Origin of the sequence: Nocardia sp. NPDC059195 (assembly GCF_042754695.1) — a bacterium.
In the GTDB taxonomy this organism is placed as follows: Bacteria; Actinomycetota; Actinomycetes; order Mycobacteriales; family Mycobacteriaceae; genus Nocardia.
In genome coordinates this window covers 98025-120586 of record NZ_JBHZBG010000002.1, presented here as the reverse complement: position 1 = coordinate 120586, position 22562 = coordinate 98025, and the positions used below count along the sequence as shown (strand labels likewise).

At 67.6% G+C, this 22562-nt stretch carries 18 protein-coding genes; 14 read left to right on the top strand and 4 right to left on the bottom strand.

Going from position 1 to position 22562, the window contains the following annotated elements; genetic code table 11:
* Positions 1-16: 16 nt before the first annotated feature.
* Positions 17-430, bottom strand: a complete 414-nt coding sequence (locus ACFXKN_RS03255; protein WP_378945695.1) for a hypothetical protein — start codon at positions 428-430, stop codon at positions 17-19.
* A gap of 207 nt (positions 431-637) precedes the next feature.
* Here ACFXKN_RS03255 and uvrC point away from each other — a divergent pair, with 207 nt between their 5' ends.
* The 7 genes from uvrC to tpiA all read left to right on the top strand — a co-directional run bounded on the left by uvrC (position 638) and on the right by tpiA (position 8961).
* Positions 638-2623, top strand: a complete 1986-nt coding sequence (uvrC, locus tag ACFXKN_RS03250) for an excinuclease ABC subunit UvrC (RefSeq protein ID WP_378945698.1) — start codon at positions 638-640, stop codon at positions 2621-2623.
* 118 nt (positions 2624-2741) lie between these two features.
* Positions 2742-3698 carry an RNase adapter RapZ gene (gene rapZ, locus ACFXKN_RS03245; RefSeq protein ID WP_378945703.1) on the top strand — a complete coding sequence of 319 codons (957 nt, stop codon included), beginning with the start codon at positions 2742-2744 and terminating at the stop codon, positions 3696-3698.
* On the top strand, positions 3695-4741 hold the full coding sequence (yvcK, locus tag ACFXKN_RS03240; protein WP_378945706.1) for a uridine diphosphate-N-acetylglucosamine-binding protein YvcK: 1047 nt from the start codon (positions 3695-3697) through the stop codon (positions 4739-4741). The genes rapZ and yvcK overlap by 4 nt, the downstream gene beginning before the upstream one ends.
* The gene (gene whiA / locus ACFXKN_RS03235) at positions 4732-5715 is read left to right on the top strand and encodes a DNA-binding protein WhiA (protein WP_056810477.1); all 984 of its coding nucleotides are present in this window, start codon (positions 4732-4734) and stop codon (positions 5713-5715) included. The genes yvcK and whiA overlap by 10 nt, the downstream gene beginning before the upstream one ends.
* A 220-nt stretch (positions 5716-5935) precedes the next feature.
* Positions 5936-6952, top strand: a complete 1017-nt coding sequence (gene gap, locus ACFXKN_RS03230) for a type I glyceraldehyde-3-phosphate dehydrogenase (protein ID WP_379432280.1) — start codon at positions 5936-5938, stop codon at positions 6950-6952.
* 2 nt (positions 6953-6954) lie between these two features.
* Positions 6955-8169 carry a phosphoglycerate kinase gene (locus tag ACFXKN_RS03225; protein WP_378945718.1) on the top strand — a complete coding sequence of 405 codons (1215 nt, stop codon included), beginning with the start codon at positions 6955-6957 and terminating at the stop codon, positions 8167-8169.
* Positions 8170-8172: 3 nt separating this feature from the next.
* Complete coding sequence (gene tpiA / locus ACFXKN_RS03220) at positions 8173-8961, top strand: triose-phosphate isomerase (protein WP_379432279.1); 789 nt, start codon at positions 8173-8175, stop codon at positions 8959-8961.
* Between the two features lie 64 nt (positions 8962-9025).
* Here tpiA and ACFXKN_RS03215 read toward each other — a convergent pair whose 3' ends face one another.
* On the bottom strand, positions 9026-9811 hold the full coding sequence (locus tag ACFXKN_RS03215; RefSeq protein ID WP_378945726.1) for an META domain-containing protein: 786 nt from the start codon (positions 9809-9811) through the stop codon (positions 9026-9028).
* 268 nt (positions 9812-10079) lie between these two features.
* Between ACFXKN_RS03215 and ACFXKN_RS03210 the strand changes: the two genes are divergently transcribed.
* Positions 10080-11675, top strand: coding sequence for an MFS transporter (locus ACFXKN_RS03210; protein WP_378945731.1), 1596 nt, complete (start codon positions 10080-10082; stop codon positions 11673-11675).
* A gap of 34 nt (positions 11676-11709) precedes the next feature.
* On the top strand, positions 11710-11943 hold the full coding sequence (gene secG / locus ACFXKN_RS03205) for a preprotein translocase subunit SecG (protein ID WP_101468684.1): 234 nt from the start codon (positions 11710-11712) through the stop codon (positions 11941-11943).
* Positions 11944-12007: 64 nt separating this feature from the next.
* On the opposite strand, the gene ACFXKN_RS03200 is transcribed toward secG, so the two are convergent.
* Positions 12008-14188, bottom strand: coding sequence for a thiamine pyrophosphate-dependent enzyme (locus ACFXKN_RS03200; protein WP_378946260.1), 2181 nt, complete (start codon positions 14186-14188; stop codon positions 12008-12010).
* A 266-nt stretch (positions 14189-14454) separates the two neighbouring features.
* On the opposite strand from ACFXKN_RS03200, the gene ACFXKN_RS03195 reads away from it, so the two are divergent.
* Complete coding sequence (locus ACFXKN_RS03195; RefSeq protein WP_378945736.1) at positions 14455-15150, top strand: hypothetical protein; 696 nt, start codon at positions 14455-14457, stop codon at positions 15148-15150.
* A 358-nt stretch (positions 15151-15508) separates the two neighbouring features.
* A complete protein-coding gene (locus ACFXKN_RS03190; protein WP_378945739.1) occupies positions 15509-16393 on the top strand; it encodes a hypothetical protein in 885 nt (294 codons plus the stop codon).
* Positions 16394-16500: 107 nt separating this feature from the next.
* Here the strand turns inward: ACFXKN_RS03190 and ACFXKN_RS03185 are convergent, their stop codons facing one another.
* Positions 16501-17196 carry a hypothetical protein gene (locus ACFXKN_RS03185; protein WP_378945744.1) on the bottom strand — a complete coding sequence of 232 codons (696 nt, stop codon included), beginning with the start codon at positions 17194-17196 and terminating at the stop codon, positions 16501-16503.
* An 883-nt stretch (positions 17197-18079) separates the two neighbouring features.
* Here ACFXKN_RS03185 and ACFXKN_RS03180 point away from each other — a divergent pair.
* The 3 genes from ACFXKN_RS03180 to ACFXKN_RS03170 are packed head-to-tail and all read left to right on the top strand — an operon-like array spanning position 18080 to position 22517.
* Positions 18080-19045: an alpha/beta hydrolase gene (locus ACFXKN_RS03180; RefSeq protein WP_379432278.1), complete on the top strand. Its 966-nt coding sequence runs from the start codon at positions 18080-18082 to the stop codon at positions 19043-19045.
* Positions 19042-20811 carry an ABC transporter ATP-binding protein gene (locus ACFXKN_RS03175; protein WP_379432277.1) on the top strand — a complete coding sequence of 590 codons (1770 nt, stop codon included), beginning with the start codon at positions 19042-19044 and terminating at the stop codon, positions 20809-20811. The genes ACFXKN_RS03180 and ACFXKN_RS03175 overlap by 4 nt, the downstream gene beginning before the upstream one ends.
* On the top strand, positions 20808-22517 hold the full coding sequence (locus ACFXKN_RS03170) for an ABC transporter ATP-binding protein (RefSeq protein ID WP_379432276.1): 1710 nt from the start codon (positions 20808-20810) through the stop codon (positions 22515-22517). The genes ACFXKN_RS03175 and ACFXKN_RS03170 overlap by 4 nt, the downstream gene beginning before the upstream one ends.
* Positions 22518-22562 lie beyond the last annotated feature (45 nt).

Genomic DNA, 22562 nt, shown 5'->3' with positions numbered 1-22562 from the left:
CCAGCCGATACGCGGGTCAGCGCTCGCGGGTGAACCAGGTACGGGCCGAGGGGCGAAGCAGGAGACCGGCGACGGCCCCGTTGGCAACAACGCCGACCACGCCGGGCGGCAGTCCGGTGAGAATGCCCGTCGACGACACCAGCAGCGCCAGCACCGCGATCCCGATCGCCACCTTGCGCACCAGGTCACTGCCCTGCCGGAACAGCAGCACCAACGGGACCAGCGCGAAGGACGGCAGATATCCGGCGAGCAGCGCGCCGAGCGAGCCACCGAGCGCCACCGTGATCGCGATCAGCACCACACCCACAGCGGCAGCGACCGCCGCGATCAGCCGTGCTCCGCGCACAGTGCCGGGCATGACCCCGAACGGGGTCACCTCGTCGTCGTACCGGTCATCAACAGTTCGCGGCAGGGCGGCAGCGTTGCTCATCGTCGTCCTTTCGGGCACATCATCCGAACACTCACGCTACACAGGCGGGTATTCGGCCGGTCCCGGCGCGCCGCCGCAGTCCGTCGACCGGCGGACTATCGACGGCGCCTCGGTCCGTGTGACCGCCTCGGGGGGTGCGGACATGTCGGAGGTGGGCGAAACCTCCGGCCGTGCGGACCTGTCGGGGCCCCTCGCTAGGCTTGACAGGTGGCAGATCCCGCGACGTACCGGCCGGCGCCGGGCACGATCCCCGTCGAACCCGGTGTGTACAAGTTCCGGGACGTGCACGGGCGGGTCATCTATGTCGGCAAGGCCAAGAGCCTGCGGAGTCGGCTGAATTCCTACTTCGCGGATGTGTACTCGCTGCATCCGCGCACCAAGCAGATGGTGACCACGGCGGCCGCTGTCGAGTGGACGGTGGTGTCCACCGAGGTGGAGGCGCTGCAGCTCGAGTACAACTGGATCAAGGAATTCGATCCGCGGTTCAATGTGCGTTACCGCGACGACAAGACCTACCCGGTGCTCGCGGTGACCCTCAACGAGGAGTACCCGCGGCTGTTCGTCTATCGCGGTGCCCGCAAGAAGGGCGTGCGCTACTTCGGCCCGTACGCCCACGCCTGGGCGATTCGGGAAACCCTCGACCTGCTGCTGCGGGTGTTCCCGGCGCGCACCTGCTCCAACGGAGTCTTCAAGCGGCACAGCCAGATCGGGCGCCCCTGCCTGCTCGGCTACATCGACAAGTGTTCCGCGCCGTGCGTGGGCCGGGTCGACGCCGACGAACACCGCCAGATCGTCGAGGACTTCTGCGACTTCCTCTCCGGCAAGACCGACAAGATGGTGCGCGCACTCGAACGCCGCATGCACGAGGCCGCCGAAGACCTCGACTTCGAGAACGCCGCCCGTTTGCGCGACGATGTGCAGGCGCTGCGCCGCGCACTCGAGAAGCAGGCCGTGGTGCTCGGCACCGGCACCGATGCCGATGTGATCGCCTTCGCCACCGACGAACTCGAAGCCGCGGTCCAGATCTTCCATGTCCGCGACGGACGCGTGCGCGGCCAGCGCGGCTGGGTCGTCGACAAAGCAGGCGACGCGCTCGACGTCGCGGAATCGGGAACCGAACTCGCCGCGCTGGTCGAACAGTTCCTCACGCAGTTCTACGGCGAACAGGCTTCCGTGGCAGACCAGAACGGCGACGCGGCCATCGTCGTCCCGCGTGAGGTACTGGTGCCCGAGCTGCCCGCCGACGCCGTGGAGATCGGCGAGTGGCTCAGCGAGATGCGCGGCTCCGCGGTCTCGCTGCGCATCCCGCAGCGCGGTGACAAGAAGGCGCTTGCCGAGATGGTGCAGCGCAACGCCGCTGAGGCACTGGCCCAGCACAAGCTCCGCCGCGCCGGTGATCTCACCTCGAGATCGCAAGCGCTGCAAGATATTCAAGACGCTCTCGAACTCGACAGTGCCCCACTGCGGATCGAATGTGTCGACATCAGCCACGTGCAGGGCACCGACGTGGTCGCCTCGCTGGTGGTTTTCGAAGACGGCCTGGCCCGCAAGTCCGACTACCGCCACTACGCGATCAAGGAAGCCGCGGGCGACGGCCGCTCCGACGACGTCGGCAGCATCGCGGAGGTAACCCGCCGCCGGTTCGCCCGGCTTGCCCGCGACCGCGAACAACCTGTCGAGATCGAACCCGACGAGGTCGACGAACCAGCCTCACGCCCCGGCATCGACCCCACCACCGGCCGACCGCGCCGCTTCGCCTACCCGCCCAACCTCTACGTCGTCGACGGCGGTGCACCCCAGGTCGCCGCTGCCGCCGAGGTCCTGGATGACCTCGGCATCACCGATGTCGCGGTGATCGGCCTGGCCAAACGCCTCGAAGAGGTCTGGGTGCCCGGCGAGGCCGACCCGGTGATCATGCCGCGCAACAGTGAGGCACTTTTCCTGCTGCAACGGGTGCGCGACGAGGCCCATCGCTTCGCCATCACCTTCCATCGCAGCAAACGCTCCCGCCGGATGACAGCATCGGCGCTGGACTCGGTGCCGGGCCTCGGCGAGACGAGGCGGACCGCCTTGGTCACCCACTTCGGCTCGGTCGCCAGGATCAAGGACGCGACTGTCGAAGAAATCACCTCGGTGCCCGGAATCGGGGTCTCGACGGCAAAAGCAGTGCTCGCCGCACTCAACAGCCCGTAACCGCACGGCCGGGATCGCAGCACGCAACATTGCGTGTGCCGTACGTTGTGTGTCTGCGCCCGATACCCGAACCGGTGCGGGATGATCGAAAGGCACCCAGAAACGGATCCGGTAGGACATGACACGCGTCGAATCGAATAACAAGGCGGGGGCGGCACCCGAGCAATCCGGGACGGTCACCGACACACAGCAACCAGTCGAAGTGGTTATCGTGACCGGCTTGTCCGGCGCGGGCCGCGGCACTGCCGCGCGCGTGCTGGAGGATCTCGGCTGGTACGTGACCGACAACCTACCGCCCGAACTGATCGGGCGGATGATCGAACTAGGCGCCGCGGCCGATCCACCGATCCGGCGGCTCGCGCTGGTCATGGACGTGCGCAGCCGATTCTTCACCGGCGAGCTGTCCGGTGTCACCGAGCAGTTGCGCGGCGCGGGCATCCGCACCAGGGTGCTGTTTCTCGAGGCGTCCGACGATGTGCTGATCCGGCGCTTCGGCTTCGCCCGGCGTCGTCATCCGCTGCAGAGCGACAGCCCCGACGGGACGCTCTCGGCCGGTCTGACCGCCGAACGCGCCAGGCTCGCCCCGGTCAAGGGCGCCGCCGACCTCGTGATCGACACCACCGAGCTGTCGATCCACCAGCTGCACCGCAAGCTGGAGGAGGCATACGGCGCGGGCGCGCCAGCCGCACTGCAACTGACCGTGCAATCGTTCGGCTTCAAGTACGGTGTTCCCCTCGACGCCGACATGGTGTTGGACGTGCGATTCCTGCCCAACCCGCATTGGATTCCGGAATTGCGGGAACACACCGGACAGGAGTCGGTGGTCAGCGATTACGTGCTGTCCAGGCCGGGTGCGCGGGACTACCTGCAGACCGGCAAACACCTGGTCGACCTGACGACGACCGGATACCGCCAAGAGGGGAAGCGATACATGACCGTGGCAGTGGGGTGCACCGGCGGCAAACATCGCAGCGTCGCTATCGCCGAGGCACTGGGTGAGCGCATCGGTGCCGATACCGGGCACGTGGCGGTGGACGTCGTTCGCGTCGTGCACCGGGATCTGGGGCGCGAATGAGTCGAACCGAAGCCGACCCAGCCGTCGTCGCGCTGGGCGGCGGACATGGGCTGTACGCGACATTGACGGCGGTACGCAGGCTGACCAGGCGGATCACCGCGGTGGTCACTGTCGCCGACGACGGCGGATCCTCCGGGCGGCTACGCGCCGAGCTGGGCATGCTCCCGCCGGGCGATCTGCGGATGGCCCTGGCAGCGCTGTCCGACGACGCCGACGGTGTGTGGACCACGACGGTGCAGCACCGCTTCGGCGGCACCGGCGCCCTTGCCGGGCACTCGGTGGGCAATCTGATCCTGGCCGGGCTCACCGACATCCTCGGTGATCCGGTGGCCGCGCTCGACGAGGTGGGCAGACTGCTGCGGATCACCGGCCGGGTGCTGCCGATGTCGCCGATTCCGCTCGATATCGAGGCCGAAGTGTCGGGCCTGGAATCGGATCCGCGGATCGGCCGGTGCGTGCGTGGTCAGGTTGCGGTGGCGACCACGCCGGGTAAGGTCCGGCGGGTGCGGCTGATTCCGTCCGATCCGCCTGCCAGCCCCGAGGCGACCGCCGCTATCGACGACGCGGATGTTGTTGTGCTGGGACCTGGTTCGTGGTTCACCAGCGTCATTCCGCATGTCCTGGTGCCGCAGTTGCACGCGGCACTGGTACGCACCGGGGCACGTAAAGTATTGGTTCTGAATCTGGCCGCGGAGCCGGGCGAGACCGCCGGCTTTTCCGCGGAGCGACATCTGCATGTATTGTCCCAGCACGCACCGGATTTCGCGGTCGACGACGTGCTCGTCGACTCGGCGTCGGTGCCCGAGGGGCGGCAACGGGAACATGTGGCAAGAGCCGCCGAACAGTTGCGTGCACGGGTAACGTTCTGCGATGTCGCCGAGCCGGGAACGGATCGGCATCATCCTGGAAAACTCGCCGCCGCACTGGATCAGCTGATCCAGTCGCCGCGGCCGCAACTGGCAGGGCTTCGAGTCGAGGGACGGCACAGTGTGGCAGATGTGCGTTCCGGGTCGGTGGGAAAGGAGCGCGTCTCGTGGCGATGACAGCCGAAGTGAAGGACGAGCTGAGCAGGCTCGTGGTATCGCAGGTCAGCTCGCGCAAAGCGGAACTGTCGGCGTTGCTGCGGTTTGCGGGCGGTCTGCACATCGTGGGGGGCAGGGTGATCGTGGAAGCCGAGGTGGACATGGGGTCCATCGCCCGGCGACTGCGTAGAGAGATTTTCGAGCTGTACGGATACGGCTCCGACGTCCATGTGCTCGGCGCGGGTGGACTACGCAAGACCTCCCGCTACGTCGTGCGGGTGTCGAAGGAAGGCGAGGCGCTGGCGCGCCAGACCGGATTGCTCGACGTGCGCGGACGCCCCGTTCGCGGGCTGCCCGCGCAGGTGGTCGGCGGCAGCATCGGTGACGCCGAAGCGGCGTGGCGTGGCGCGTTTCTCGCGCACGGTTCGCTCACCGAGCCAGGTCGTTCCTCGGCGCTCGAGGTGAGCTGCCCAGGTCCGGAGGCGGCACTGGCTCTGGTCGGTGCGGCGCGCAGGCTCGGCATCACCGCGAAGGCGCGGGAGGTGCGCGGCACAGATCGTGTCGTGGTGCGTGACGGTGAGGCGATCGGCGCCCTGCTCACCCGGATGGGCGCGCAGGACACCAGGCTCACCTGGGAAGAACGGCGGATGCGCCGTGAGGTGCGGGCCACCGCCAACCGGCTCGCCAACTTCGACGACGCGAACCTGCGTCGTTCGGCGCGCGCGGCCGTCGCGGCGGCAGCTCGGGTGGAGCGGGCGCTCGAGATCCTCGCCGACGATGTTCCCGAGCATCTCGCCGCGGCGGGCAGGCTGCGGGTGCAGCACCGGCAGGCCTCGCTCGAGGAACTCGGTCAGCTGGCCGAGCCGCCGATGACCAAAGACGCTGTCGCGGGCCGGATCCGGCGCTTGCTGTCGATGGCCGACCGCCGCGCCAAGGACCTCGGTATCCCCGATACCGAGTCCGCGGTGACCGCGGAACTCCTCGACGACGCGTAGTCGGAGAACCGCGACAGACTCCTCGCGCCGAAAGGTGTGGCGAATCCGACGATTAGGGCAGAGCGGTCATGAATGACCGCTCTGCCCTTTATTCTGGTGGCTCCTGGAGGTGTGGGGCCCGGGGGTGCAATAAACCGCAGGTGGCTGTCGGTGGGGTGGTGGTGGCCACTACTGTGGTTGTGGTCGGAATGAATCCGCTTGAAAGCTGAGGAGCGATAACGTGACAGTCCGGGTAGGTATCAACGGCTTCGGTCGTATCGGACGTAATTTCTTCCGTGCGGTGGAGGCGCTGAAGGCCGTCGGCGAAACCGATATCGAGATCGTCGCGGTCAACGACCTCACCGACATCAACACCCTCGCTACCCTGCTGAAGTACGACTCGATCCTGGGTCGTCTGCCGCAGGACGTCTCCGTCGAGGGCGACACCATCGTGGTCGGCGAGCAGCGCATCAAGGCGCTCGCGATCAAGGAAGGCCCCTCCGCACTGCCGTGGGCAGACCTGGGTGTCGACGTCGTCGTCGAGTCGACCGGCATCTTCACCGCCGCCGAGAAGGCCAAGGGCCACCTGTCCGCCGGTGCCAAGAAGGTCATCATCTCCGCGCCTGCCACCGGCGACGACATCACCATCGTGATGGGCGTCAACGACGACAAGTACGACGGCAGCCAGAACATCATCTCCAACGCCTCGTGCACCACCAACTGCCTCGGTCCGATCGCCAAGGTGCTCAACGACTCGTTCGGCATCGTGAACGGTCTGATGACCACCATTCACGCCTACACCCAGGACCAGAACCTGCAGGACGCGCCGCACAAGGATCTGCGTCGCGCCCGCGCCGCGGCCCTGAACATCGTCCCCACCGGCACCGGTGCCGCCAAGGCCATCGGCCTGGTGCTGCCCGAGCTGCAGGGCAAGCTCGACGGCTACGCGCTGCGCGTTCCGGTCCCGACGGGCTCGGTCACCGACCTCACCGCGACCCTGGCGAAGCCGGCCACCATCGAGGAGATCAACGCCGCGATGAAGGCCGCCGCCGAGGGCCCGATGAAGGGCATTCTCAAGTACAACGAGGACCCGATCGTGTCGAGCGACATCGTCACCGACCCGCACTCGTCGATCTACGACGCGCCGCTGACCAAGGTCATCGACAACCAGGTCAAGGTCGTCTCCTGGTACGACAACGAGTGGGGCTACTCGAACCGGCTGGCCAACCTGGTCGATCTCGTCGGCAAGTCGCTCTGACCATGACAGTTCAGACGCTTCGAGATCTCCTGTCCGAGGGTGTCGAGGGTCGCGGCGTGCTCGTGCGCTCCGACCTGAACGTTCCCCTCGACGACAACGGTCAGATCACCGACCCCGGCCGGATCATCGCCTCGGTGCCGACCATTCAGGCACTGGTCGACGCGGGCGCCAAGGTGGTCGTGATGGCTCACCTCGGCCGCCCCAAGGGCGAGCCCGACGCCAAGTTCTCCCTCGCCCCCGTGGCGGCGAAGCTCGCCGAGCTGCTGGGCCGCAATGTCCAGCTGGCCGGTGACGTGGTGGGCTACGACGCGCTCTCGCGCTCGGAAGGCCTCACCGACGGCGACGTGCTGCTGCTCGAGAACGTGCGCTTCGACCCGCGCGAAACCAGCAAAGACGAGTCCGATCGGGCCAAGCTGGCCGCGGCGTTCGTCGAGCTGGTCGGCGACGACGGTGCGTTCGTCTCCGACGGTTTCGGCGTGGTGCACCGCAAGCAGGCGTCGGTCTACGACGTCGCGCAGGTGCTCCCGCATTACGCGGGCACGCTGGTCGCGGCCGAGGTCGAGGTGCTACAGAAGCTCACTCAGGACCCGGCCCGCCCGTACGCGGTGGTGCTCGGTGGCTCCAAGGTCTCGGACAAGCTCGCGGTGATCGAGGCGCTGGCACCGAAGGTCGACACCTTGGTGATCGGCGGCGGCATGTGCTTCACCTTCCTTGCCGCGCAAGGACTTCCGGTCGGTGGCTCGCTGCTGCAGGCCGAGATGATCGACACCTGCAAGTCGTTGCTCGAGCGCTTCGGCGACGTGCTGCACCTGCCCGTCGACATCGTGGTGGCCGACAAGTTCGCGGCCGACGCGGAGTCGAAGACCGTGGCCTCGACCGAGATCCCCGACGGCTGGATGGGGCTGGACATCGGCCCCGAGTCCGTCTCGCGGTTCGCCGCGCTGCTGACCGAGGCCAAGACGGTGTTCTGGAACGGCCCGATGGGCGTGTTCGAGTTCGACGCGTTCGCCGCGGGCACCCGTGGTGTCGCCGAGGCCATCGTGACCGCCACCTCCAAGGGTGCGTTCACGGTCGTCGGCGGCGGTGACTCGGCGGCTGCCGTGCGCAGCCTCGGCCTGCCCGACGACGGCTTCTCGCACATCTCCACCGGTGGTGGCGCTTCTCTGGAATACCTGGAAGGCAAAGAGCTGCCCGGTATTTCGGTGCTGGAGGGCTGAGCGATGGCAACACGTACACCGCTCATCGCGGGCAACTGGAAGATGAACCTCAACCACCTCGAGGCCATTTCGCTGGTGCAGAAGGTGGCGTTCGCGCTGCCCGAGAAGTACTTCGCGAAGGTCGACGTGACGGTGATCCCGCCGTTCACCGATCTGCGCAGTGTGCAGTCGATCGTCGACGGCGACAAGCTGCTGATCACCTACGGTGCGCAGGATGTCTCGGCGCACGACTCCGGTGCATACACCGGCGAGATCAGCGCGCCGATGCTGGCGAAGCTCGGCTGCACCTTCGTGGTGGTCGGGCACTCGGAACGTCGTCAGTACCACCACGAGGACGACGCGACCGTGCTGGCCAAGGCCAAGCAGGCGCTGAAGTACGAGATCACCCCGATCGTCTGCATCGGCGAGGGTCTCGGCGTCCGCGAGGCGGGAACGCACGTCGAGTACAACCTCGAGCAGCTGCGTGGTTCGCTCAAAGGCCTGACGGCGGAACAGATTTCGCAGGTCGTCATCGCCTACGAGCCGGTCTGGGCCATCGGCACCGGCAAGGTCGCCTCGGCGGCCGACGCACAGGAAGTGTGCGGCGCGATCCGTGGCGAGCTGGAGAAGCTGGCATCCCCGGAGATCGCCGCCGGTGTGCGCGTGCTCTACGGCGGCTCGGTGAACGCCAAGAATATCGGCGAGCTGATCCGTCAGCCCGATATCGACGGCGCGCTGGTCGGCGGTGCGTCGCTCAAGGGTGACGAGTTCGCCACCCTGTCGGCGATCGCCGCGGGCGGGCCGCTGCCCTGATCGGGTACTGAACGCCGAAGGGCCGGAAACCACGTGGTTTCCGGCCCTTCGCTTTTTCGTGGTGCTACCGCGCGTGCAGGATGAGGCCGTAGCCGTTGTCATTGCGCAGGGTGAGGGTGTCGGCGTCGATGGTGGCGGTGGTTCGGCCGTCGAGCGCGCGCAGTACGTTCTGCTCGACTTCCATCACCTCCGGCGGGCACATCATCTTGGTGGTGGCGACGGCGAAGGTCACCGCGTCGCCGGGACCGACGCCCGCGGTGCCGGTGATCCGGTTGCAGCCCGCGGTGCCGCTGACGGTGCCACCCTCACCGATGGTCAGATTCGGGCTCACCTGGTCGAGCGTGGCCGAGCGGATCTGCGCGTCCGGGGTGAGCATGGTGGTGACCACCCACGCGGTGCCGGTCAGCGGCTTGTCGGGGCTCACGATCTTCTTGTCGGTGAGATGGATGGTGACGGACTGGCCCGTGAGCGTCAGCCGATCACCGTCGAGGCGCCAGGTGGGGTCGGATTCCAGGAAGTTGTTCTGCCAGGCGTCGACGCCTTCGCGTTCGCCCGGGCACGCCATCAGGGTGCTGGCCAGCGGTGAGGTGTGCAGGACGTGGTTGCTCAGGTCGACGGTGCCGCCCGCGGCGTTGCAGCCGGAGTTCGCCGAGATCCGGCCGTCGCTGAAGGTGAGCGTCATCGGGCCGCCGCCCGGGATCTTGTCGCCAACGACCTCGGTGGAGATGTAGGTGTGGCCCATCGGCGTGGCGGTGTCGTCCGCCGGTTCCTTGTCGGGTGATCCGCAACCGGCCACCGCCGTGCCGACCAGTGCGAGCAGGACGGCCAGAGGACGAGGTGATATCCGCATGGAGCCGATGGTACGGACCGCCCCGCACCCTGCTGGCCGATGTCCGGGGCGGGTCGCGATCCGGTAGGAACTACTTCGCCCATGCAGCTGCCGTCGACGAGCTGGCCGTCGAGGCGCCGGTCGACCAATCGCAGTTCTATCGTCTTGAACCACAAGGTATCCAGCGGGTTGCGAGGATCTTTCGCGACGGTCGTGCCGACGGTGGGCCGCTGTCTCGGCCGGGGAGCGCATACCGGGGGATGACGGTCGCCAGGGATATGCTCGACCGGTGGGTACTGTGGCGGCGGAGCGAATCTCGACCTGGGCGCCGTTGCGTTCACCGGTGTTCCGGGCGCTGTGGATCGCCCAGCTCGTGTCGAATCTCGGCACGTGGATGCAGACGGTCGGCGCGCAGTGGATCCTCGTGGATCAGCCGAACGCGGCGGCGCTGGTGTCGTTCGTGCAGACCGCGCTCGCGCTGCCGGTGATGTTGCTGTCGATCCCGTCCGGCGTGCTGGCCGACCTGGTCGACCGGCGCAGGCTGCTGATCGGCGCGCAGACGGGCATGGCGCTCGCCTCGCTCACCCTCACCGTTTTCACCGCCACCGGCCACACCACACCCGCGGTCCTGCTCAGCCTGCTGTTCCTGCTGGGCTGTGGGCAGGCGCTCACCGCTCCCGCCTGGCAGGCGGTTCAGCCCGAACTGGTGTCGCGCGACCAGATCACGTCGGTGGCGGCGCTGGGCAGCATGAGCGTCAATATCGGTCGAGCCGTCGGTCCCGCGGTGGCGGGTGTGATCGTGTCGATGGCCGGGCCGACCGTGGTGTTCGGGTTCAACACGGTGTCGTTCGTCGGCATCGTCGCGGTGCTGCTGGTGTCGAAGTGGCCGACGCGAACGAGCCCGCTACCCAGCGAACGGCCCCTCGCGGCGTTGCAGGCAGGCACCCGGTTCATTCGAGCCGCGCCCGCGATCAAGCGGGTGCTGTTCCGCGCGATCCTGTTCATCGCCCCCGCCAGCGCGGTGTGGTCGCTGCTGCCGGTGATCGCGCACGATCGACTCGGACTGTCGTCATCGGGCTATGGTCTGCTGCTCGGTGCGCTCGGGCTCGGCGCGGTCTGTGGTGCGCTCGGATTGTCGCGGCTGCGGGTCCTGTTCACCCCCACCCAGCGACTCGCGTTCGCCGCGGTCCTGTTCGGGCTCGGCGCCGTCGCGACCGCGCTGGTCCACCACGTGGTGCTGGTACTCGTGCTGCTGGTGGGGGCAGGGTTGGCGTGGTTGCTGGCGATGTCGACGCTGAACTCGACCATGCAGTTGCTCCTGCCTGCCTGGGTCCGCGCCCGCGGTCTGTCGGTGTACATGCTGGTGTTCATGGGCGGACAGGCGATGGGTTCCCTGCTCTGGGGTCTGGTCGCCGGTGCCTACGGTGCCGTGACGGCGCTGCTGATCGCGGCGGTGATGCTGGCGTGCTGTGCCGTGAGCACCCTGTGGTGGCCGATCCGGCACAACGTCGAGGAGATCGACCTCTCACCGGCGGCGTACTGGCCCGAACCGCAACTCGTGGTCGAGCCCGAGCCCGAGGACGGCCCCGTCCTGGTGATGCGCGGCTACGACGTGCCACCGCACGACGTTGCCGCCTTCACCGAATCGATGGCGATGGTCGGGCGATCCCGGCAGCGCACGGGCGCGATGGAATGGCGGCTCTACCGCGATGTCGGCACCGTCGACCGCTTCGTCGAAGCCTTCGTCGTCCGGTCCTGGGCCGAGCACATGCACCAGCACCAGGTGCGCTTGACCGCCCGTGACCAGGAGATCGAACAGACCGTCGCCCAGTACTCCGCAGGCCCCCACACCGTCTCACATCTGGTCGCCGTCGAGCCTGGTTAGACCAGTCGGTCCTCCACCACCTAGGATGAACCTCATGTCGCTGTTCCTCGATATCCTCCTTGTGATCACCAGCTTGCTGTTGGTGCTGCTGGTGCTGTTGCACCGCGCCAAGGGTGGCGGCTTGTCCAGCCTCTTCGGTGGCGGCGTGCAGTCGAGCCTGTCCGGCTCCACCGTCGTCGAGAAGAACCTCGACCGCATCACCATCTTCGTCGGCATCGTCTGGTTCATCGCGATCCTCGGCATCGGCCTCGAGATCAAATTCGCCTGAGTTCGCCGCTTCCCTCACCTGGGGCGGCCTGCGTGTCTGGTACCGGTAGCGGACCCAGCTGAGATCAGCGCAGAAGACGACCGGCGGCTTCTTCGATATCCGACTCGCTCAGCAAGACAGTGTCGGCGGCGGGACCGAGTGGAACGAAACTGTCCGCACTCGTGACTCGGGCGAGCGCACCGCGATAGCCCGCATCGATCAGCGCCGCATACACCGACTCGGAAACCCCACCGCTGCAACGCGTTTCATCGGCGACCAAGACCCGGCCGGTGGCTTCGGAATGCTGGAGCAGATCGGCGGTCGGTAGGGGATTGAGCCAGCGGAGGTCGAGTACTCGCGTGTGGATCCCTTGGGCGGCAAGGCGGTTCGCGGCGCGCAGGCTCATCGGGACGCCGTTGCCGAAAGTGACGACGGTGACGTCGGTGCCGTCGCCGTAGATGCGCGCGGTGCCGATCGGGATGTGGTCGGTGGTGGGGGAGGCCAGCCAGGATTCGTCGCCTGGATGTAGATCTCTTGTGTGGTACAGCGCTATCGGTTCGACGAACACGCACACTCGGCCATCGACACGGGCCGCTGACACGCAGGTGCGTAGCATCGCGGCCGCGTCGTCGGCGCGCGCCGGTACCGCGACGACGACTCCGGGGATATCGCGCAGCGCCGCCAGCGAATCGTCGTTGTGGAAGTGGCCGCCGAAACCCTTTTGGTAGGCGAGGCCGGCGATGCGCAGGACCATCGGGTTGCGGTACCGGCCGTTCGAGAAGAACTGCAGTGTGGCCGCTTCGCCGCGAATCTGATCGGCCGCGTTGTGGACGTAGGCCAGGTATTGGACCTCGGGGATCGGGATGAATCCGGCTAGTCCGGTGCCGAGCGCGGTGCCGAGGATGGACTGTTCGTCGAGGAGAGTGTCGAAGACGCGTCGTGCGCCGAAGCGTTTTCTGAGGCCCTTCGTGACGCCGTAGACGCCGCCCTTGCGGCCGACATCCTCACCGAATACCAGCACATCAGGGTCTCGGGCGAGCAGTTCGCCGAGCGTGTGATTGATGGCCTGCGCCAGTGTCATCCGGGGAGTGTGATCCGCCATCTTCGATGGCTCAGGCGGTCGGGGCGCGGACTCGCGACGCAGTTCGTCGGCTGGCGCCTGTACCGGGGGAACTCGTGGGCCGGGCCGGGTGACGTCGTCGCGGATCGCGCGGGGGTGAGTCGGCGCGAGCGGCGCGATCACGGCCGCGGCGGAATCGAGCCGAGCCTCGTGAACCACCTCGTCGGCCGTCTCCCGCACGCGGGCACCGATCCGCGTGTACCGCTCGAGCAGGTCGTCCGCATCGGCGATTCCCGCCGACATCAAGTATCGGGCGGTGCCGAGGAGAGGGTCGCGCGCTAGATCGGCGGCGATGTCGGCCGCACCGCGGTAGGCGGACTCCACATCGGACCCGGCGTGGCCACCGAGCCGGACGGTGCGCAGGTGCAGGAAGACCGGCACCCGCCAGGTCCGTGCCAGAGACACCGCGTCTTGGGCCGCACCGAGAACGTCGGGCAGGTCGCAACCGTCGGCGGCGAGGTAGGTGAGTCCCGGCCTGGGACCGTAGGCGCGCTCGATCCAGTCCGGCGCGGTGGGCACGCTGATGCCGAGTCCGTTGTCCTCGCAGACGAACACCAGCGGCATCGGCACACCCTGATGGGCGGCATGCAGGGCGGCGTTGACCGCACCGACTGCCGTCGAATGGTTGGCCGACGCGTCGCCGAAACTGCACACCACCACCGCATCAGCGGGCCACGGACACGAAACCCCTTGCTTCGCAGCCCGATCCAACGCGAAGGCCAACCCCACCGCACGCGGCAGATGCGAAGCGATGGTCGAGGTCTGCGGAATGATCGACGCCGCCGCACTCCCGATCACCTTGTGCCGACCACCGGAGATCGGATCAGCCGCCGCCGCGACAACCCCCAGCAGCACGTCCCGAATCGGATCCGAGCCCGCAATCAGCCGGCACCGCTGCACGAAGAACGCCGCCGACCGATAGTGCAACAACGCCGGATCGTCGACGCGTGACGCGGCCGCCACCGCCGCATTGCCCTCGTGCCCCGAGGACCCGATGCTGTAGAACCCCTGCCGGGCGGCCCCCAACCGCCGCGCCGCCAGATCGAGATGCCTACTGGCGACCTGCGATTCGAACACTTCGAGCCCGAACGCGGCGTCGATGGTATCGATCGGGTCGATCCGGTCGGGCACAGCGAGACCGGCCATCGCGGCCCGAAAAGCCCCATCCAGGTCAAGCGATCCCAGCGCCACCGCAACAACTCCTCGCCCGCAGTCGAGTCGACGTCCGAACCGTCGCCCATGCCGACAAAGTTACTGTGATCCTCGACGAACGACGTGCTATTTCCGTCAGAAGCGCGCAACTGTGTGCTTGTCGGCCGCAGACGACGATCTCGTAGATGGTGCTCGCGCGTGGGGCGGTTCGAGTGGCCGGTAGTGTCCGGTGTTCATATGGGACGGGCGAAGGAGGGGCTATGACTACGCCAGGTGGACCAGGGGGTCCGTGGGGATATCCGCAGCAGTCCGGGCCGTTCGGGGCGCCGCCGCAGCAGCCGTACCCGCAGCAGCAGCACTATCCACCGCAGTACCAGCAGCCACCTGCTCAGTACGGTGCGCCCCAGCCCGATTATGCTGCGCCGCAGCAATCTCCGTCGGCGGGCGCACCGCAGGAGAGCGCGGCGGTGCAGGCCTATCTGGCGGCTGTCGCCCACCACATGAATATGGGCGGTCTCCAGGTGAGCCGGAACTGGGTGGGCCCGGTGCTGTCGCTGATCGGCGTCGGCGCGGTGATCAAGAGTTCACTGAACCCGATCGAACTGGCCGTCTGTGTAGGCCACGCGGGTGAGATCTCACCCGCCACCGTTGCCGGATTCACCAGGCAGGTAGACGAATTCGCCCGCTCGATCCGCCGGCCGAGCGCCTTCGCGGTGAAAGGCGGTGCGTGCGCGATCGCCGCACTGATATCTGATCGAGTTCACCCGGCCAGCTTCGGTGCCGTCACCAACAAAGCGATGAGTTTCGGCACCGTCGTCGTACCCGCCGTCATCGACCTCGGTAACCGCCAGATGATGATCGCCCAGAATACGCCCGTGATGGGATTCGCCATGTGGAGCACCGTGCGCGGCAAAGCCGGCATGTACCTCCCGGATCCGCGCGCGGTTTTGGGCTGACAGCCCGCAATTGGGCACCGATTTTCGGCTGTTCGCTCGAATGGTGTAGGGGCGTGGCGAGTACCGGGAGTGAGTGACGACACAGTCGGCCTTGTGCGCCTGCATGATGGGTGATGATTCCGCTGGTGGCAGGGCATTGTGGAATCGAACTCCGGTATTACTCGGTGATTGTCAACCCGCACCCAGGTTTTGACGGCGCCATATTGGTCATGTTTAGTGTGGCGCGTCCGGCACCGTGACGGTGCCGTATGTCGACATGATCAGAAGCGGGGAGTTCGAAATGGCCGGCAAGCACCGAAGAATCAAAGCAGGAGTGATCGCGAGGCGCGCGGCACCAGCATTAGGGATCCTTCCCGTCATGTTCGCTGTCGCCTGCACCAACACCGGCACCGATGTCGCGAGTTCGACATCGACCAGCCTGGCACCCAGCGACACGCAGGCGCCCAAAACCACCACGGCAACGCCGAACCCGGCGAAACCGGAACCGGGAACAGCCACCCCGCCGCTGCCCGGCGAGCGCGGCGGCGCGACACCCGTGGTCGGGCCGGGACGTACCACCACCGTGCAGCCTGGCGTCACCGCGCCGGGCGACGATCCGAACGCCGCGTTCGGGCCGCGCACCACCCCGCGTCAGCCGGGCGTCACCGTGCCGCGCGAGGCCAAGCCCGGCCCGTTCGGTGACTACGCTGTCCCGCCGGGCCACCGGACGGTGCCGAGCAATGAAAGTGCGCCGCCGGTCAACCTCGGTGCGCTGCACGCACCACAAGCGGTGGAGCCGGTTGCTCCCATCGCCCCACCGGACCGCACGCTGCGTCTGGGCGACTTCACCTCGCCGGTGCCCGACGCGGTGCCGGAAGACCTTCTCGACGGAGTGAACTCGGCTGCCGCCAACACCGAAGCCGCGATCGCCACCGGCGGAAAGTCGATCGGTATCGACCCGAGTCGCTCGGACAAGATCGCCGCGGGTGCCCTGGCGGGTGCGGCGGTGGGCGGTGTGCCGGCAGCGGTCGTGTGCGGCGTGGCGGGTGGGTTGATCACGTCTGCCACCCTCGCCCCTGCTGCCGCGGTAGCCGCTGGTACCGCTGCGGGCGCGGCAACGGCTGGTGTCATGGCTGCTCCGGCCGCGGGCGCGGCATTCGCGGCGACGGTCGCCGCCGGTTCGGCTGTCGGCGCTGTCGCCTGCGGCGTCCCAGCGGCCATTGTCGGCGGCGTCATCGGCGGCGCCGTGGGAAGCACGATCTGACGCTGCCTACATCGCTTCATCCATTTGTCTGAACGACGGTGCCCTCCAAGCCGAATCGGCTTGGAGGGCACGTCGTTCAGTGGGCCCGACCGTGTCCGGTCCGAATCTCACTGTCCCCGTTCGCGAATCGTCGCGATCATCGTTCGCCCGTCGCGGACGGTGGTGGTGATGAGCTGGGTGTAGAGCAGGTCGTCGGCTGATGTGCCGCCCGGACGACGTTCGGTCAGGTCGAGTTCGTAACTGTCCGGACCGATCTGGTTGATCTGGGCGCAGTAGGTGGTGCCGAGCGGCACGTACTTGTCGATGCCGTCCTGGATGATCGGGGCCGAACCGACGGTGTCGGCTTCGGGGGCCACATACGACCGTGCCTTCTCGCCGTTGCGGTCGGTGTAGAACGCGTACTCGAAGCCGAGGATCACCCCGGGGCCGGAGTTGTTGTCACCGTGACCGCGGCCGATGGTCAGGGTGCCGCGCTGTTCGTCGGCGCAGGCGAGTGGCCCTGCCGTCTTTCTCGTCGTGGTCGGCGGGCTGGTCGCGGCGACGACGACCGTCTCTTCCGGTTCGCTGTTCTGGCCGCGCACGACGACGTAGGTCATCGCCGCGGCCACGCCGACCGCGATCGTGGCCACCGAACCGAGCAGGATGACTCCCACCTTGCCGCGGCCCGATTTCGACGACGGATCGGTGGGCGTGGTGTTCGTCCGGCTGTCGTTGTAGAGGTCATCGAAAAGGTCGGCTTCATCCCACGAGGACTGCGACTGCTGGCGACCAGATACCTTGCCCGGCTTGAAGATCGCGGCCATCGGGTCGTCATCCCACGACGACGGAGGCTCGCGAAGTCGATCTTCCCGACTGGGCGGTGAGGGTTCGCGATTCGGTTCCTGCTGAATGGACGGCAGAGGCTCGTGATCCCGCTGACGGGGCGGTGGGGGCCGGCCATGTTGATCCCGCTGACTATGCGGCGGGGGTTCGCGATGCTGTTCGCGCTGACTCGGCGGCGGAGGTTCACGCCGATCCTGCTGAATCGGCCGTGAGGGTGCCGGGGCCGACCAGTCCGGCAGCCCATCGGCTCCGGCGGTGCGCATCGGCTCATTCCCCGCCGGGGCCCGGAACTGGGGCGGTGGCGCCGGGATCATCGGTTCCGGGGCAGGCTCCGGACCAGCGGGTCGCCACGAAGTCGGAGCCTGCTCGTGCAAACCCGCGACTGCGGCAGGATCAGGCCCGAGCGCATCCAGCGGAGGACCGAAGGGTGACCCCGAACTCTCGTCCTCCCATGAATCTGTGGAACCCACCCATCACCCTTTCCCTTCCCATGCCGGCACCTCGCACCCGGCCCAAGCGCAACTCAGCGCACGGGGCACGACACCACCGAGGCAGGCAACCCGTGGCGTTCCCGGTTCGGCGAACTCGCGTCCCCCGCCATACCGATCGCCCGACATTTTACCCGGTGCACCCCGGTGCGGGACCGGACGGGGATGGGCGGACAGGGGATTCGATCGACGGCTGTGCGATTGATCATGATCTGCCGGAAATAGGTTTGAACGACTCGAATGCGGCGTGAGTCGCCGCGCGAGCCGGTCGTCGAGAGTGACCGCATGTTTCCGAAAGCGCAGTGGTGGCCGCGGCTGTCAGGGTAGCTCTACATCGCCGGGAGACGGGTGGTGCGCGAGCGCCAGGAGGCAGATCATGCGAGGCAGAGTTCCTGTTCGGATGCGGGTGTTGGCCGCAGTGAAGCGTGGGCCGGATTGGGATTCGATCACCCCGGCAGAGGTCGTCGAGGGGCGTGGGGCGCAGGAGAAGTTGCGTCGGTCCGCTCTCGGGACGTTCATCACCGGTCGGTCGGATCGCGGTGCGCTCAGTACTGCCCACATTCTCGAACTGCCCGGTCGCATGCTGAATGTTCGGGTGCATCGGCCGGTGCACGGGGGTTCGGGGCTCCCGTTGATCGTTGCGTTTCACGGTGGTGGGTTCATCAGCGGGGTGCCCGAGCAGGACGATTGGCTGCTGAGTCACCTGGCGGCCGAGTGTCCGGCCGTGGTGGCGTCGGTGGACTATCGGCTCGCGCCGGAGCATCCGATTCCGGCGGCCGTCGAGGATGCCCGGGATGCGGTGCGGGTACTCGTCACGCGGGCGGGGGAGTGGGGTGCGGACGGGACTCGGCTCGCGCTGCTCGGTAGCAGTGCGGGGGCTTCCCTCGCGGCGTTGACCGCCTTCGAGACTCGTGAGTTGCGGACGCAGGTACTGATCAACCCCCAACTCGATTGGACCGACGGGGTATTCGAGTATCCCTCGTTCACCGAGAACGCGGACAGCCCCACCGCGACGCCCGCCAATTGCCGTGCGGTGCAACGCATCGCGCTGCCCGAAGGTTTCGACGCGCGCGCGATATCGCCGATGTTCCACGACGACCTCGCCGGTTCCGCACCCACGCTCATCCAGTCCGCGGGGCTGGATCCGCTCGAGGATCAATCGTCTGCCTACGCCGATCGTCTACGGCAGGCCGGCGCCGAGGTGACGCTGACCCGCTATCCCGAAGCGACACACGGCTTTCTGAGCATGTCGGGGCTGATCCCTGCCGCCCGACCGGCTCGCGCGGAGATTCTCGATCATCTACGCAGCCACCTGGCTGTGCGTTCGGGAGCCCGTCGATGACCACCATCGGCGAACAGGCTCCGGCAACGAGCCTGACAAGGCTGCTCCGGCCGTATCTCGGCAGTTTCAGCGCTGTGGTGATCCTTCAGGTCGTCGGCGCCGTCGCGGGGCTGACCCCCTTGCTGGCCGTAGTCGAGCTGGGTCGGACCTTGTTGTCGCCCGGCGAGGTCGATCGCGCTCACGTGTGGCTCGTCGTGCTGACCGGAGCGGCGGGCCTGCTGGTCCGATTGCTGTGTACCGCAGCCTCTTCGGCGATCGGGCACCTGCTCGACGATCGAGTCCAGCTGTCGTTCCGGCGGCAGCTGGCCGATCAGCTGGCGCGGGTGCCGATCGGCTGGTTCGCGCGGCGTCGCACCGGTGAGCTGGCGAAGATCGTGGGCGACGATGTGAGCGCCGTCCACCCGTTCATCGCCCACGCGCCCGGCGAACTGGTGTCCGCGTTCGTGGTGCCGTTGGTATCGCTGGCCTATCTGCTCACCGTCGACTGGCGGCTCACCCTCATCACCCTGATCCCGGTCGTGCTGGCCATCGCGCTCGTTCCCTTGATGATGACCCCCACCCGGCTGCGCGAACAGCGGGATTTCGATACCGCCATGGGTGGTATCGCCAGCTCGGTCGTCGAGTTCGTGCAGGGCATCGCGGTGGTGAAGGCGTTCGGTGGGTCCGAGCGTGCCCATCGCAGATTCCGCACGGCCACTGACGATTTCGCCGACATCTTCCTGCGGATGGTGCGTGGGCTGGCGGGGATCGCGGCGGGCATGCAGGTGGCGCTGTCGCCGCCGTTCGTGCTGTTGGTCGTGCTGATCGGCGGTGCGGTGCTGATCACGAACGGTGCGATGGCCCCGGCTGATCTGCTGCCGTTCCTGCTGCTCGGCATCGGCCTGACCGCACCTGTGGCGGCGCTCGGGCACGGTTTCGACGATCTCCAGGCTGCCCGGCGCGCGGCAGGCCGGATTCGCGATGTTCTCGACGAGGCGCCGCTGCCCGAGCCGACCCGGCCGAGGGCACCGCAGGGGCATCGGGTGGAGCTGCGTGGGGTGCGGTTCGGTTACGACGCCGAACACGAAGTGCTGCGCGGGATAGACCTGGTGCTCGAGCCCGGCACCGTCACGGCACTCGTCGGGCCATCGGGCAGCGGCAAATCCACCCTGGTTCAGCTGCTGCCGCGGTTCTTCGACCCGACCCACGGCACGGTCTCCCTCGGCGGAGTCGACCTGCGCGAACTCGGTAGTCGCGAGCTCTACCGGACGGTGTCGTTCGTATTCCAGGATGTGCGACTCCTGCGCGCGACGGTCGCGGACAATATCGCCCTCGCTGTCCCACACGCGGACCGTGACACCGTGATTCGCGCCGCTCGCCTGGCGAATATCCACGATCGCATCCTGGAGTTGCCGCGCGGCTACGACACGGTGGTCGGCGACGACGCGGCCTTGTCCGGTGGTGAGGCGCAACGGATCTCGCTGGCGCGGGCCCTGCTCTCCGACGCGCCGGTGCTGGTTCTGGACGAGGCGACCGCCTTCGCCGACCCACAGACCGAACAGGCGGTGCGGCAGGCCTTGGCGTCGCTCGGTCGCGACCGGACCATCCTCGTGATCGCCCATCGGCTGGAGACGATCGCCGACGCCGACACGGTCGTGATGCTCGACAACGGCACGATCGTCGAACGCGGCCGACCCGCCGATCTGCTCGACCGGCGAGGAAAGTTCGCCGATTTCTGGCACTCGCACCGAGCGGTGACCGCGGAACTACAGGGAGACCCACGATGATTCGCATGTTGTTGCGCGTGCTCGGACCCGAGTACGCAGGACCGGTCCGGCGCACCGTCGCGTTGATGACCGTGACCGCGGTCGCCGAGGGATTGTCCTATGCGCTACTGGTTCCCGTGCTGCGAGCGCTGTTCGGTGACGATCCCGCCGACGCCCGGCCCTGGCTGATCGCGCTGGGTGGTGCCGTCGCTCTCTACGCGGCACTGCGATACCGCAGCGATCTGTCCGGTTTCCGCGTCGGGACCACACTGCTGCGTGGTGTGTACTACCGACTCGGTGATCACCTCGCCCGACTGCCCATCGGCTGGTACACGGCAGGTCGGGTGGGTGAGGTGTCCGTGCTGGCCAGTCGTGGTGTCCTGCAAGCGTTGAGCGTGATCGCGCATTTGATGTCGCCGCTCATCTCCGCCGCCGTGACGCCGCTGACGATCATCGTCGTGATGTTCGCGTTCAACTGGCAGCTGGGGTTGGCAGCGGCCGCCGCCGTGCCGATCGTCGCCGCGATTCAGCTCTGGTCGGGGCGCGCGATGGCAGTCGGTGACGCGCAGCGGCACGAACGTGACCACGACACCGCGCACCGTGTCATCGAATATCTGCAGGCCCAGCCGGTTCTGCGGGCTGGAGGGCGGACCGCGCAACGGTTCGACCTGCTCGACGATTCGCTACAGGAAGTCGCGCGCCTGTCGCGCCGCCGAGCATTCACGGCCCTGCCCGGAATCCTCGGCCTCTCGCTGGCGGTGCAAGCGGTGTTCACCGTGCTACTGGCACTCGGCACGTACCTCGCCCTCGGCGGAGATATCGGTGCGGCGGAGTTTTCGGCGATCCTGATCCTCGCCGCTCGCTGCGCCGACCCGCTGCTCTCACTCGCTGATATCGGCGGCCAACTCCGCAGCGCTCGATCCGAACTGGTGCGTCTGGATGCGCTCCTGCGGACTGAGACCTTGCCGGAACCCAGCACCCCGCTCCAGCCGCAAGCCCACGACCTGACCTTCGACGCCGTCACCTTCCGGCACGGCACTCGCGCGGTGCTCGACGAAGTATCGCTGACAGTTCCCCAAGGACAACGCCTGGCTGTGGTCGGACCGTCCGGAGCGGGTAAAACCTCTCTTCTGCAACTGATCGCCCGCTTCTACGACGTCGACGCGGGCACGGTTCGCATCGGCGGCGTCGACGTGCGCTCCATCAGCAGCGAAACGCTGATGGCCCAGTTCGCCATCGTCTTCCAGGACGTCTACCTCTTCGACGGCACGATCGAAGACAACATCCGCCTCGGACGCCCCGACGCCACCGACGAACAGGTGCGAACAGCCGCGAGCGCGGCCCGCCTCGACGAGGTGATCGCCCGTCTCCCCGGCGGCTGGGCAACGAACGTCGGCGAAGGCGGCACCGCACTGTCCGGCGGTGAGCGCCAACGTGTGTCGATCGCCCGAGCCCTGCTGAAGGACGCCCCGATCGTCCTGCTCGACGAGGTGACCTCCGCCCTCGACCCCGTGAACGAGGCCGCCGTCCACGCGGGAATCGAACGCCTGATGGCAGGCCGAACCGTGGTGATGGTGGCCCACCGCCTACGCACCGTCCGCCGCGCCGACCGCATCGTCTTCCTCGACCACGCCCACATCGCGGAAGACGGCACCCACGACGAACTCCTCAGTCGGGCGGGCCGCTACGCCGGCTTCTGGGCGAGCTCCCTGACCCCGGTCACCTGACAGACGAAGCCCGGGCCCGATCATCGGGTCCGGGCTTGCTCAGCG